The 14211-nt window shown below is 50.0% G+C and carries 12 protein-coding genes; 5 read left to right on the forward strand and 7 right to left on the reverse strand.

Annotated elements, in window-relative coordinates:
- Positions 1-34: 34 nt before the first annotated feature.
- Together GA003_02735 and GA003_02740 are read left to right on the forward strand one after the other, a co-directional pair.
- A complete protein-coding gene (locus GA003_02735) occupies positions 35-1042 on the forward strand; it encodes a M23 family metallopeptidase (GenBank protein ID QXD28913.1) in 1008 nt (335 codons plus the stop codon).
- Positions 1029-1472, forward strand: coding sequence for a hypothetical protein (locus GA003_02740; protein ID QXD28914.1), 444 nt, complete (start codon positions 1029-1031; stop codon positions 1470-1472). Before GA003_02735 ends, GA003_02740 begins: the two co-directional genes overlap by 14 nt.
- 2 nt (positions 1473-1474) lie before the next feature.
- Here the strand turns inward: GA003_02740 and GA003_02745 are convergent, their stop codons facing one another.
- The 4 genes from GA003_02745 to GA003_02760 form a co-directional block, all read right to left on the reverse strand.
- Entirely contained in the window at positions 1475-2680 is a 1206-nt protein-coding gene (locus GA003_02745; GenBank protein QXD28915.1) for an MFS transporter, read from the reverse strand.
- A 274-nt stretch (positions 2681-2954) separates the two neighbouring features.
- Complete coding sequence (gene nadA, locus GA003_02750; protein QXD28916.1) at positions 2955-3938, reverse strand: quinolinate synthase NadA; 984 nt, start codon at positions 3936-3938, stop codon at positions 2955-2957.
- Between the two features lie 92 nt (positions 3939-4030).
- Positions 4031-4396 carry a hypothetical protein gene (locus GA003_02755; GenBank protein QXD28917.1) on the reverse strand — a complete coding sequence of 122 codons (366 nt, stop codon included), beginning with the start codon at positions 4394-4396 and terminating at the stop codon, positions 4031-4033.
- A gap of 9 nt (positions 4397-4405) precedes the next feature.
- Positions 4406-4867: a transcriptional repressor gene (locus tag GA003_02760; GenBank protein ID QXD28918.1), complete on the reverse strand. Its 462-nt coding sequence runs from the start codon at positions 4865-4867 to the stop codon at positions 4406-4408.
- Between the two features lie 111 nt (positions 4868-4978).
- Between GA003_02760 and priA the strand changes: the two genes are divergently transcribed.
- Entirely contained in the window at positions 4979-7219 is a 2241-nt protein-coding gene (priA, locus tag GA003_02765) for a primosomal protein N' (GenBank protein ID QXD28919.1), read from the forward strand.
- A 686-nt stretch (positions 7220-7905) separates the two neighbouring features.
- On the opposite strand, the gene GA003_02770 is transcribed toward priA, so the two are convergent.
- Positions 7906-9312 carry a Gfo/Idh/MocA family oxidoreductase gene (locus GA003_02770; protein ID QXD28920.1) on the reverse strand — a complete coding sequence of 469 codons (1407 nt, stop codon included), beginning with the start codon at positions 9310-9312 and terminating at the stop codon, positions 7906-7908.
- Between the two features lie 125 nt (positions 9313-9437).
- Positions 9438-10751, reverse strand: a complete 1314-nt coding sequence (locus tag GA003_02775) for a Gfo/Idh/MocA family oxidoreductase (GenBank protein QXD30324.1) — start codon at positions 10749-10751, stop codon at positions 9438-9440.
- Positions 10752-10913: 162 nt separating this feature from the next.
- On the opposite strand from GA003_02775, the gene GA003_02780 reads away from it, so the two are divergent.
- Entirely contained in the window at positions 10914-11714 is an 801-nt protein-coding gene (locus GA003_02780; protein QXD28921.1) for a leucine-rich repeat domain-containing protein, read from the forward strand.
- A 120-nt stretch (positions 11715-11834) separates the two neighbouring features.
- Here GA003_02780 and GA003_02785 read toward each other — a convergent pair whose 3' ends face one another.
- The gene (locus GA003_02785; GenBank protein QXD28922.1) at positions 11835-12944 is read right to left on the reverse strand and encodes a lactonase family protein; all 1110 of its coding nucleotides are present in this window, start codon (positions 12942-12944) and stop codon (positions 11835-11837) included.
- Between the two features lie 187 nt (positions 12945-13131).
- Here GA003_02785 and GA003_02790 point away from each other — a divergent pair, with 187 nt between their 5' ends.
- A complete protein-coding gene (locus GA003_02790; GenBank protein QXD28923.1) occupies positions 13132-14160 on the forward strand; it encodes a Gfo/Idh/MocA family oxidoreductase in 1029 nt (342 codons plus the stop codon).
- Positions 14161-14211 lie beyond the last annotated feature (51 nt).

Genomic DNA, 14211 nt, shown 5'->3' on the forward strand with positions numbered 1-14211 from the left:
CTGTGTCCGACATATCCCAAGTAATAGATTTTTAATGAAACGTTTCCTTACGATTGGAGCCCTGATTTGGGGATTGGGATTTAATGCCTGGGCAAAGCTGGATGTAGTATGGCCTACCGAGCATCCACCTGTGGATATGCGTGACTCCTTTTTCTCCCTGCTGCAGCCAACCGCTTCGAACGAGATTCAGTCTGGAAATTTCGGCTGTGTTCGTTCCCAAGGCTATCAGTTTCATGAAGGAGTGGATTTGCGAGCTTTTAGTAAGGATGGTCGCGGCGAGGCCACCGACCTGATACGTTCTGTGCTTCCGGGAGTTGTCGTCTACACCAATATTAATAGAAGCAAATCCAGCTATGGCCGCTACATCGTGATAGAGCATCACGATGGCGAGATGTATTTCCATACTCTCTACGCCCATTTAAAATCCGTGCATCCAGGCATCACCCGTGGGCAGGCAGTACAAGCCGGTCAACGGATTGGAACAATGGGTAGGTCGGCATCCTACACCATACCCAAGAGTCGGGCTCATTTGCATTTCGAGGTCTGTTTCCGTCTCTCTGATGATTTTCAAGGTTGGTATAACTGGAAGAAATACAAAGAGAAGAATGAGCACGGAGTCTTCAATGGCATGAACCTGGTAGGCATCAATCCGGCTATATTCTTCGAGCAAACCCAATGGAATCATGCGACCCGCTTGAGGCAGGTCCTCGATGCTGAGAAAACGGCTTTCACGGTGATGGTATCCACCAGGCAAGTCCCTGACTTTGTTAAGCGCTATCCCGCCCTGGTAGATGGATTGATACCGTCCAAAGGCCTTGCAGGATGGCGCATCGAATACACCTATTACGGAGTTCCGAAAAAATGGACCCCACTCATTTCTAAAAACGGAACCGTCAAAGAGGGCAAGATGGCATTGGAGAATTATGACGAAACGCTTTTGAAGTCCGATGCGTGCCGAAAAATGATTCGAATTCGTAATGGAAAGCCGACCGTGGGATCAGGATTACAGACTTCCTTACAGTTGATCTTTGGCTTCCGATGACCATACTCAGATGACTATGGAGTATTTGGCAGTCACCCTCGCGTTATTTTTCTGTCCACTTTCTCTTTTGGCGGATCCCGAAACTGAACCTGGCGACAAGGTTGAAGCGTCTTATTGGGAACAAGCCAAGAAGATGTATGAAGAGCTCATTTCCGAAGACCGCAATTTAAAGGAAGAATCTAAACAATGGTTGAGCGACGACATCGGTCGCATCGGCGACTGGCAGTATCAGGTTGTGGTTCTGGACGAGAGCGATCCCATGAAAGTGACTGAAGAGCTTAATAAGCTAGGTGAGGAACGATGGGAGTGTTTCTTCGTCAATGAGTTGGATGGCAAACTCGCCTTCTATTTTAAAAAGGAACGAATCAGTTACTTGCAGAAAATCTCCGAATTGAAGATTGGTCGCTTAATCGGTGGAGATGAGCAGTAGGTTTAACTCTTACGTTTAGGCCTTACATTCAGGTAGAGCACGTAGACCATGATGATCGATATCAGGATCAGAATGGATCCTATACCTCCGGTCTTTTTTGCCCCGACCGTTACCAGCAAGTAAAAGCCCATGAACGGTGCCGCAAATCCCCGAATGCCGGTGAGAAACGTGTGCACAATCATGTAGGCCGCGGTGCGTTCCTGCGGCGCAAATTTGGTTACCCAAAGATTCCAGGAAAGAGTTCCACCGCCCATGGCGATTCCATTCAAAGCGGTTGAGAACCCTAGAATCCAGATGTTCGTAGTTTGGAAGAATATCCAGATGGAGATCATTTGCAGTGAATTCACGGCAATTCTAAGCAACATAAAGTCGATGCGATCGAAAAGGATGCCCCACATTCTGGCGGATAAAAATCGAAAGACGGCGGGTATGAATAAGGTGATAAACGAAACCAAGCTTATCGTCGCAGCCACACCATATTCAGGTTTCAGCAGATACTCGATCCTAAGAGGATTAGCCATGAGGTTCCCAAGTCCCAGGAACATCCAGCTCAAAAGCATGATTCCAAACTTCCAGTCTGTGAACGCATATCCTATATTCCGGATTGGATTTTGAGTCGAATGTTGGTGAACAGGGGTCGATGGCATCCGCCTCATCGCAACGCCCGAAGCAAAGCTTGCCAAACTCAGAACTCCGAGAACCAACACATAGAACCCAATGTCTAGATCCATTAACCAACCGAAAAGTAAACTGAACACTGAGGTTGCCGCTACGGAGAACATGAAGCTGGTTGAGAAGTAGGTGCCTCGTTTGTTTGGCGGATAATTCTCCGCGTAGATGTGCGCCATCATCGGCACAGATTGCGTTCCGAAGACGGCTGATAAAATTAACAAAACCAGATAGATATTCAGGCTTGAGGAGAAAGCGGCCACTGCGATGCACAGTCCCGACAGAAACAGCAAATTACTAGCGATGATGTTTGCCGGTCGACTTAGCCAAGCGAAAAACCCGAGGGTTAATGGAGTAATGAGGAGCCCTATCGGATTGGCCGCTGCAATTAGGCTCTTTACCTCATTGGGCGCATCGAAGACCTCAATCGCGATCACCAGGGTCAGCCCCATGTAGCCCGTTTCGAGCACACCCTGTGAGGAGCCTCGCAGCTTATCCCAGAAGTAGGTCTTTCTCGCAATGTCCTCGGCGCCGATCATGAAGTGGGAGGACAGTAGGGTCGATGGATCTTATGACGATCACAAAGAGTAGCGCAGGCATCTTGCCTGTGTTTTTTAAATCTTCCTCTTCGTCCTCCTCTTCCTCCAATCTCCTGACACATTCCGCGAGTACATACCTACGCTGTAAGTCCATTTGAAACCGACTAGGTAGGGTCCGATCGCCGAGCGGACCGCCTCTCGGAAATTTGGAGAAGAAGGGGAGGAGCAAGACGAAGAGTAAGATTCTACTTAGGCTAGCGAGGACCCACTCACTCTACTTACTCCACTCAAGCATCCGGTTGATTGGCAGGAATGCTTTTTGCCTAACCGCTTCGTCCATCTCGATCTGTGGGAAAAGGTTCTTCAACGCATCACGGACCTTCTCGATCGTGTTCATCTTCATGTAGCGGCAATCATTACAGGCGCAATTGTCAGTCGGTCCTGCTATAAAACGTTTGCCAGGGATCTCCCGACGTAAGCGATTGAGCATGCCCGTTTCGGTTACCACAATAATATCCTCTGACGAATGATCCCGACAAAAGCCGAGCATCAATTCTGTGCTGCAAACTTCGTCTGCCATATCGCGTACGGTCTCTACGCATTCCGGGTGAGCCACTACAGGCGCTCCGGGAAACTGAGATTTTAACTTCTCAAGAGACTGAACGGTAAATAAGACGTGTGCATAACAGCTACCGGGCCAGAGTTTGAGGTGACGACCGGTTTGCTTGGACACCCATTGGCCCAGGTTTTGATCGGGCACGAAGAGGATATCCTTATCCTCCGGAACCCGTTCCACGATTTTGGCAGCATTGCCACTCGTGCAAATGACATCGCTGAGTGCTTTCACTCCTGCCGAGCAATTGATGTAGGCTACCACGTAGGTATCCGGATTGGCTTCCTTGTAAGCTGCCAGTTTTTCCGCCGGGCAAGAATCAGAGAGGGAACAGCCGGCATCCAGGTCGGGTAAAATGACCGTCTTGGCCGGGTTTACAATCTTGGCTGTTTCGGCCATGAAGTGAACACCGCAGAAGAGTATGACGTCTGCGTCCGCTTCTGCTGCTCGGTAGGAAAGTCCAAGAGAATCGCCTACGTAGTCGGCAATACGCTGAATGGAGTCGACCTGGTAATTGTGGGCCAGGATCACGGCATTGCGCTCCTTCTTCAGTTGCAGGATTTCTTCCTGAATAGCGGTGAGTGGTTCTTCCTTAAAGCCTTTGGAAGAGATCACCAAGGGTTCGTAGTCTAGGACTTCGGGCATGTCATCTAAGGTTTTTTAAAATTAGAGGAGCGGGTTAATGCCAGATTTCAAGTCGGTCTGTCAACTTGCTTACTTGTCGCACCGCTTTGGGATTAGAGTGAATCTGTTTGGATACGTTCCAGGAGTCGCTCAAATTCAGGGTGATTACGCAGATTGGCCAAGTCGGGATCTTCCTTCATCCATTTAATGTCCTTGTATCCGAGATCCACCGCTTGGTTGAGAATTTTCAATGCTTCCTTGAAACGGCGTTTGAGGGCCAGGCTGCAGGCCAGATTGTAGTGAACGACAGGATTATCCGGTTTGAGGCGAACCAGTTTCCGGTCCATCTTGAGCCCATCCTCAATGCGCCCAACATTAGTGTAAAGGCCTCCCAGGAGCTCGATAACCTCTTCGTATTTTGGCTCACGTTTGAGAATGCTCTCGTAAAAAGAGATCTCGAACTGGTGTTTGTCGCTCATTTCCGGGAATCAGCTACGATTCTCACAAGCCCCGTTCGCCTTGAGGCGTTCACAGGTTGCAGAGACCTGTAGACGTTGAGTGTCTACTGCGAGTCCTAGTTTTTTAGCTACCGATTGGCCATACCATTCAAGGAAAGGCGCATCCATTTCGAAAATTTTATCGCAGTCCGTGCAGATAACTTGGGCCTGTGTAGGTTCTTCTTCTCTGGGAGTGTAGTAAAACTTGTAGTCCTTGCCGATGTCGACTTCGCGGACGGACGCACTCTCGGTCAGGATGGGCAATGTACGGTAGACGGTTGCACGGCTGACCGTGTGGTCGATCTTGCGGGCCCGCTCAAGCAGGTCTTCAGCGGTGAAGTGATCTTCCGATTGGAAGGCGGCCTCAAATATCGCCAGCCGTTGATTGGTTACACGGAGACCCTGTTGAGCAAGATGTGCTCTAAAATTTTCTCTGCTGGAATCGATGTTCACGCGGGTAATTGGGAAGAGTAGGAATTTGCCTAGACTAGTAGAATTACAGGAACCAATGTGGGTTCCGTCAATGATTGATCTGCCCCACCTATTCAAGGAGAAGTTGAGCTAATGACCGTGAGTATTGCACGGGTATTACCCATTAGTGGCTTTGAGAAATTGTTGGATTATCGGATTCCTACTACGATTGAGGCAGACTTGCAACTGGGGTGCCTCGTAAGGATTCCCATTCGCAACCGCCAAGAGTTGGGTGTGGTCATGGAGTTTCCTGAAAAGGCGCAACTTCCCCCAGAGAAGCTTAAACAGATCACGCAGTTGGTAATGCCTCACCCAGCATTGACTCCGGAAAGCACCGAGCTGCTCTACTGGATGCATGACTACTACGGTGCCGGCTATGAGTCCCTGCTTGAGACTTTCATCCCGGCGGCTGTGCGCAAGGGAATGGGGCAAAAACTCGAGAAGCAGGTCGTCGTAAAATTGCCCTTCGACCTGGATGCCTTTGAGCAGTTAAAAAAACGAGCTCGAAAACAGGCGATCACCTATCAGTTTCTGCGCGACCAAATCAAACCCCTCAAAAAGAGCTTGGTCGTTAAAAGGCTGAAGATCTCCCCCTCGGTCCTCGATGGTCTGATTGAAAAAGGTCTGGTGAAGGAAGTCTCTCAGGTGGTGGAGCGTACGGCGTACGATGACGAGTTGGCTGATGCAGACCAGATCGGAGACCAGGTCTTTGATCTGACGGAAGAGCAGGATCGCTGTGTGGGATCCATCATGAAGAGTATCGCGGCGAAGAGATTTCAGGTGCACTTGCTCCACGGAGTGACCGGATCCGGGAAAACAGAAGTATATTTGCGCGCCATCGAGAGAGTCATTCAATCCGGGAAGACCGTCATATTTCTCGTGCCCGAAGTGGCATTGACGCCTCAGACCGTGGGGCGCCTGCGAGCACGCTTCAACCGCTATGACTTCAAAACGGTTGTCTGGCACAGTCACCTGAGCAGCGGCGAGCGACTCGATGCCTGGATGAGCCTGGCATCTGGAGAAGCCAAGGTGGTCGTTGGAGCCCGGTCGGCGTTATTTGCACCGATGAAGAATGTGGGACTCATCATTGTAGATGAAGAGCACGAGCCAGCTTACAAACAAGAGGAGACCCCGCGTTATCACGCGCGCGACGTCGCTGTCTTTCGCTCAAAAATTTCCGACGCGGTTTGCGTACTCGGTTCCGCTACTCCGTCTCTGGAATCACTCTACAATGTGTCGGCAAAAAAATACATTTCCGACCGTTTGTTTAAGCGGGTTGATAACCGCCAAATGCCCACCGTCCATGTGGTGGATATGCGACAGGAGTTTATCAGCCAGAAAGGAGCCGTGACCCTTTCCCGCATGTTGGTGAATCAACTACGGGACCGCTTGGAACGAAAAGAGCAGGCCATTCTATTTATCAACAGGCGGGGATATTCGCGCAGTATGATTTGTCCCGAGTGTGGTTGGGTGGCGATGTGCAAGCATTGTAGTATCCCCATGACCTTTCACCGGAAGATCAACCGATTGGTATGTCACCTCTGTGGCGACGGCCATGATGCCCATTCGCGTTGTCAGGAGTGTCGTTCTTCCAAAATTAAATGGAAAGGCACCGGCACCCAGAAAGTTGAGGAAGTGGTTAAGCAGGTTATGCCTCATGCCACGGTTGTTCGCATTGATGCAGATACCATGCAGAAGAAGAATCTCTTCCGGAAAATCCTGGGTGACTTTCGCCGCGGCCGTATCGATATCCTCGTCGGAACGCAGATGATTGCCAAGGGGCTGGACTTCCCCAACGTGACTTTGGTCGGACTCATTGATGCGGATATTTCCATGCACGTACCAGATTTCCGGGCACACGAAAGAACCTTCCAATTACTTGTCCAAGTTGCGGGACGAGCGGGGAGGGGCGACATTGCTGGTGAGGTCATTGTTCAATCGTTCACGCCTCATGTGGGTCCTATTCAGTACGCTCGACGAGAGGACTTTGATGGATTCCTGGAAGAGGAATTACTTGTCCGCAAAGAACACGAATATCCTCCTTACAGAAATCTCATCCATCATCTCTTTCGCGGCATGAATCCGGAGAAAGTCGAGTTCTACGCCGAGCAATGGGTTAAGCACTTGGAGAAGTCTGACCTTAACTGGCTCGAGATTCGCGGCCCGGTCCCTGCACCCATTGAGAAGATCAAAGACTACTACCGCTACCAGATTTGGTATTTCACCAAGAACGTCTCAAAAACCATGCCAGCCTTGGTTGCACTTCGCGAAGACTTCCCCATGTCCGAAGACGTAATCGACGTGTTTGACGTCAACCCCGTCAACCTCGTCTAAATACGATTTTGAATGGGTGGGTGAAACGGTCGGTAAATTTTGATATTTTGTAGACCCCGTAGGCGTTTACTTTGATTTAGGTTTTCCAGTTCCACCCACCCGCGGGTCAACATGCCGAATGTTCGTCGGCCCTTGCTCAATCACGCACAGGCGTGCGCTCACTCTCAAAGGCTTCCTCAATGTCGACATCTTGACTCCGTCAAAACCGTATTTAGAACCGTCGTACCTCGCAGATACTCGTGCGCTGAAGCATCGAAGTTTATTGAACTCACTTATACTCAGTCTAGATTTCAGTCCCATGCGTGGTAGGATAGATATTCCTTTGTAGAATGTAAGTGTTCGAAACGCCTGCGATGTTCTAGAGTGAATTGATACGGGATCTAGATGTCTCGTTTAACGACAACAGTTTCGAATATGACTACTACTGAACTTTGTAGTTTATAGGCGTCCCTACGCCCGCGACTCTTTAGAGTTGTTTATACGGAGTCGAGGCGTCGGGCTTGACGATTGATAGACAAAAGAGCGCACGTCTGTGCGTGACTGAAGGCGAGAATGAGGAACAACCGGCGAGTCGGCCCGAGGATAGGTGCAAACGAAAACCTTGGTCTATGCTTCCACCCACGGATTTCAGATATTATTAGGAATTTAGAATCCCTTTGCTCCTATCCGTTAGAGCCAAGTCTAAACTAAACGACTTCCCAGCCAGATCGGACAGGCTCTTTGATAAACCGATCGGCTTCGGGCAGCCCCTTCGCCTTCATGTTCTTGGCGTCCCATTCGATCCTGGCACCGCCCATACGAACGGAAAGCACACCGAGTAATGCGATCTCTGTCAGACGCGCTGAGTATTCAAAATTCGCACTGGCAGCGGGTCCGCCTTTGATGGCTTCGATCCAATCACTGTGATGACCACTGACTCGGCGAATCGATTTTTTGGGCTTGTTGATCGATCCACGTAGTTCTTGTGGGAAGATGCGTGGACTTCCTCCTGCACCATCGCACTGGATGGTTCCTTTGCTGCCTTCGAAGAGAAGGCCGCGTTTGGACAATTGGAAATTATCAGGGAACGACTCGTGGTGTGCGGGGCGGCCTGCGCCGGCATACCAGGTAACCTTTATGGCTTTTTGTTTTCCTTTAGCTTTGAAGTCGAAATATCCGAGCTCTCCATGAGGTACGATTTCTTCATTGCTTTGACCAATGGGGTAGACCTGGACCGAGTCGGGGGTTTCCAGGTCGTAGGCCCAGACCGTTGCGTCCATATCGTGGCAGGCAAAGTCTCCGATGGCTCCACATCCAAAGCGCCAGAAGTCACGCCACTTAACCGGAGTATAATCTTCGTGGTACGGGATAGATTCCCGTGGCCCTAGCCACTTATCCCAGTCGAAATCGGGTTGAGGAACGGTGGTGCCGAGTGGCATGTTGTGCAGTCCGTTGGTCCAACGTGTAGCGTGGCACCAGGAGTGGGCTTGCTCTACGTCACCGATGGCACCGGCTTGGAGTAATTCCACTACTTGGCGAATACCTTCAGAGCTGTGCCCCATATTACCCATTTGGGTAGCCACACCGGTCTCTTTCGCGATTTGGGCCAGCTTGCGGTTTTCCCACAAGTTATGTGCCATAGGTTTTTCGACGTAAACATGTTTGCCCGCACGCATGGAGTTAGAGGCGACAAAGGCATGGGTATGATCAGGTGTGGCGCAGAGGACTGCGTCGAGTGCGGATTCCTTTTCAAGCATCTCCAGGAAATCGACATACTCTGCGACTTTGTAGTTGGGTGATTTCTTTTGGTAGTGCTCTTCGATCTCGTCTTTCACCGGACCCCGTCCGGCGATATCGCGGTAGTAAAATGAGTTGAGATTCCAGTACTCGGCGGGATCCGCAATGGCTGTAACTTGCACATCGTCCAGCATGAGCAGTTGGCGCATGTTGTGTTGTCCTTGTCCGCCACAACCAACGATTCCGACATTCACCTTTTCACTCGGTGCAACAAAGTTGGCACCCCCTAGCACGTGGCGAGGAATGATCATGGGGAATGAGAGAGCTGCGGTAGCGGTGGCCGCCGTTTTGACGAAGTTTCTGCGAGATACGGACATGGTGTTCTGATTGCCTTTGAGTTTACGACTATACCGCTGTATAACAAAGTGCTAAGCGCATTTTCTTCAAGAGAATTTAAGTTGGTCGTGTAGCAAGCTACCTTCCTACATGCTAAAAGACTTTTCTATACCAGCTTGGTGACCCCTGGCACTGCGACCTCTGCCAGCGGCAGTTCGCCAAATTTCCATTTCTTTGGAGTCAGATCCATCTTGGACGCATTCATGGCCCATTCCCATTTCAGAGCGCGTCCCGAGTAAGCAGCCATACGACCGAGAATGGCGGTCATGGTGCTTTGGGCGATGCGTTCACCTTCGTTGATGGCCTTGCTGTTCCGAATGGAGTCGAGCGTATCGGCGTATTCAACGACCGCGGGATTCGGTGTTGGGCCGTCGTATTCCCAATTCTTTTTTCCAGAAATGGTAGCATTAGCGAAGCTGGACTTAAGCTGGCCTTGCGTGCCGAACATGAGCAAATCATTCCGTCCACTGATACCGTCCATTTGTGCACCGAGGTGGGTAATGCGAGCTCCATTGGCGTACTCGTATTCGACGGAAATATTATCCCAGACATTTGGATAAGCCGGACCGGTGCGTGACTGACGACCACCGGTGCCGATTACTTGGACGGGATGCCCACCCATAATCCAGTCCACGATGTCCAGATTGTGCACGTGCTGCTCAACGATAAAATCTCCGGACGACCAGGTACAGAACAACCAGCGACGCAGTTGCCATTCCATATCCGACCATTCAGGTCTGCGAACCGCTTCGCTTTCACGCCAGTTGCTCAGGGCACCTCCCAGACGTGTAGATTGACCGCTCATGATTTCTCCCATGGCGCCTCCACGAACTTGTTCGACGAGAGCTTGAAAATGACGGCCTCGGCGCATCTGAGTTCCAGCGACAACGGTCAGGCCTTTCTTCGCGGCCATCTTCGACGTTTCCACGATGTGCTTCACACCGGCTGGATCCACCGCGACTGGTTTTTCAATAAAGCAATGCTTGCCTGCTTCAACTGCGGCGCGGAAATGCAAAGGACGAAATACAGGCGGAGTGGTGAGGATGATCAGGTCCACATCGCTTTCGATGACCTTCTTGTAGGCATCGAATCCATGGAACATGTTCTCCTTTTTAACCTTATAGATTTTGTCGAAAGGAAGTTCTCTGCGTTTGAAACTGGCTTGAATCCGGTCCTTTGCCAGATCGAGGTGGTCCTTGAAAAGATCACCCATGGCAACGAGCTCGATGTTCTGGTCGGCGGTAGCACAGTCCGTGATTCCAGCGCCACATCCACGGCCGCCCAGACCAATCAGTCCTACACGGACTTTTCCCTTATGGTGGTTGCCATATACGTTGGGAACATTGGCGAGTAGGGAAGCAGCTCCTGCGGCTCCGGTGGTTTTAATAAATCTGCGACGGGATATGGGATCGATGTTCATAATAATCTTGGGGTGAAATATTTTAGATACCTTAACTTAGGTTGACGAAATCACTATAAAATAGTTCCTTAGGAAAAGACTATGCAATAATTGTATTTCAGTTATCACTTATTCAGCGACCTGAGCCCTATTTCTGAATTAACCAGCTTAAGGAAAATTGGGATGTCTACTAACCGAATCATAGACATTTCGCCTTTATCTGGTCTCGGAAATCTTACGGAGCTAAATTTGAGTTACAATCAAATCACCGATGCAAGCCCTTTGGCTGGTTCGACAAATTTAACCAACCTCAATCTTGTCGGCAATAACCTAGCTGAACCTCCTCCAGTTCAGAGTAAAGGAGGTCTTTTGGATAACCATGAAGATAGCAGTGTTTTGGATGCCTTGCTTTCGCTGAATACGTTGAACCTTGCTGACAATCAAATCATCGACTTATCACCCTTGGCTAATTTGGCTGACTTAGAGTCGATTGATCTGAGTGGAAACTTAGTCGAAGTTATTGAGAGTCTTGCTTCCTTACCTGGTTTGGAGTCGATTGACTTAAGTGGAAATCAGGTGATCGATATTACTCCACTGGGGTCTTTGGACTTATTGGAAGTCATCGATATTACTGACAATGCAATCTCTGATATCAAAGCTCTTTCAAACCTTGATAATTTGACTGAAATTAATCTTGGTGAAAATCCGATCGATCTGTCCGATGGATCTCTACAGCAGGTAATTCTTTCCAAACTGTCTTCGTCCATAGCCGAAAACTTGGAGGACAAAGAAACCATTCAATTAATCTTGGGCGAATCAACTGAAGGGGAAAGTGAACTCCTCTTGTTCTGGTCTGCCACAGGAACACTCCAAATCTCCAATGATCTGATCATTTGGGAAGACGTTCCTGATGCGATTGCGCCGTTTACGCTACCAGCGTCAAACGAAGTGCAAACCTTTTGGCGTATCGTAGAATCCGACTAGGAAATGCCTAGTCTAACCTGGCTATCCTAATGTAATGATGCCAGGGAGCCTGAGTATGTTTTTCGGACTCTAATTAGCGGAGGTCATGGCGAGTTCAGCTTTGCTAAAATCCACTTGAGATTAACGTGTAACGAGATCTGAGATGCTCTTGTCGATGGGCAGCGTAGCGGCGGGTTTGAGGTCGCCTTGCTCTGTGATATGAAATGCGTGAAGGATGCCGCTTTTGAAAGCGGTGACGAGGAGGACCTGGCCGTCGGGGGAGAAGGCGAACCCCCAGGGGATTTCCCCGGTAGGAGTGAGGCCAAGATGTTTTAAAGAACCATCGTCGTTCACGCGGTAGCGGTTGATGCCGTTGGGGAGGGTAGCTTCGTTGCCACTCCGTTGGCCGGTGAAGAGGAATTTTCCGTCCTGGCTGATGGCGCAGTCGGAAGCGGAGGTGCCTTTTTCAGGGCCTTGGTCTGAGGGGATGACGTCGATGACCTGTTTCAGGGTGAGCTGACCACTCGTGCGGTTTCTTTCGTAAACCGAAGCCCCTAGACCTTGTTCATTACTAAAGTAAACCAGGGGAAGTTTGGGATGGTAGGCGATATGACGAGGGCCTGTGCCTTTGGGTGGATTCGCATTGTGGGGCTCAAGAGGTGTTAGAGCACCGGTGTCAGAGTCGAAGGCGTACTGGAGAATGGCGTTGGAGTCTTTAACATAGGGAATGTAAACGAAACGGCTGTCGGGTGAGGTTAAAACCGCATGAGCGGCATTGCGACCTTCATCGAGGAATGCGACTCGAGAGCCGGGTTTACCTTGTTCGTCGAGAGCGTAGACGTCGATGTGACCACCGCGGTAGTCAGCTCCGAGCAGAAAACGCTGATCACGATCAAGGGAGAGGTAGGCATAGCCGTGGTCGAGGGTGAGGGGAGTGTGGTTCTTGTAGCTACCGTCGGCTTCGAGAGTGATGATGGCGGCAGGAGAGTTTCCTTCGTCACCTACGTTGGTAGAGACATAGAGCAACGGCTCTTCCGGGTGGGCCACGATGGTGGCAGGAACAAAGCCAAGGTCGACTTTTTCGTCGACGGTGAGGGAGAGCTCGTCGCCCTTCTCTGTGGCGTGAACGATCCATAGTTGGTTCGTCGTGCGGCTGGGGAGGTAAGCATTGAAGTCGGCGGCAAGAGAATGAGCCCACAGCACAGACAGAATGCTCAGAAGGGTTTGGATTGTTGTTGGACTGGATTTCATGACTAATAGGGATGGGTGATGTTGTTCATTATTAAGGCGACTTTTAAAATGTCGAGTATTTGCTATGTGGATACTTGCCCGGAGTTTGAATATAGAAGGCTGATGTGACTGTGAGAAACCTGTCGATTGAATCTTGCTTCTAGGTATGAAATTGACTCACAGGGGTGAATGAAGCTTTTTCTTTTGCATGTATAAATCTGCAATTATTGGTGTGAGTGGTCCAAGGGCGAGTGAGCATGCTGCGGCCTATGTGCATGTAAAACGAAGCACGTTGGCAGCGGTCAGTACTAGGAATGAAGAGAACCTAAGGGCATTCGCAGCTCAGCATGGAGTGGGACATGCTTATACAGACTATCGAAGGATGTTTGCTGAAGTGCAGCCACATGTGGTCCATGTTAACACTCCGCCTCATGTGAGAGTAGAGGTTTTAGAGGCAGCTATCGAAGCGGGAGTGCCAGCTATTGTTTGTGAAAAACCGATCGTCCTTTCTTTTGAGGACTTGAGTCAGATACGGGCATTAGCTGCATCGAGTAAGTGCAAGGTGGCAGTTAACCATCAGCTACATTTTCATCCCAATAGATTCTCTTTGCAACAGCAGGTGGCCAACGGTGCGATTGGTCGAGTGACGCATGTCGATGTCAGCTCCCAACTGAATGTCGTTCATCAAGGCACACACGTCTTACAGGCCATCGCAGCATTTATTCCCGGTTCGAAGGTCGTTTCGGTTCGGGCTACGGCAACTGGGATTGAAGGTTTAGTCGATAATCCTAGGCATCATTACGCGCCGGATCAGGTACAGGCCGAGATTGTTTATGATAACGGCGTTGAGGCGACTTTGAACTGTGGGCCAGGGGCACCTTCCGTCGACGGCGCACATGAGATTAACCACCACAAGCGAATCTCGGTGAAAGGAACGGAAGGCGATTTGTTATGGAGCATGTGGGGGTGGCAATTGAACACCGCGGACGGCCAAACGAGTGGGGTGCACGATTATTTTGAAGAAGATATTTTGGGACAAGCTGCGATGGTCGAGTCTATGATCGATTGGATCGAAGATGATGACTCGCCGATGCCGCTGTGTCTGGACAATGCGCTTGCAGACTTTGAAATCATCATGGGCATGTATCAGAGTATTATAAGTGAGAGGACCATCACCTTTCCCCTGCAGCCGGAAGGCGACATCCTAAACAAGATCCGCGAAAAACTGAAGGACTGATAGGCCTAGGAAGCTGTCTTAGCTTTTAGCTTAGCCGACTGTAAATCCTGG

The organism is Opitutia bacterium ISCC 52, from assembly GCA_014529675.2.
Lineage (GTDB): Bacteria > Verrucomicrobiota > Verrucomicrobiia > Opitutales > UBA2995 > UBA2995.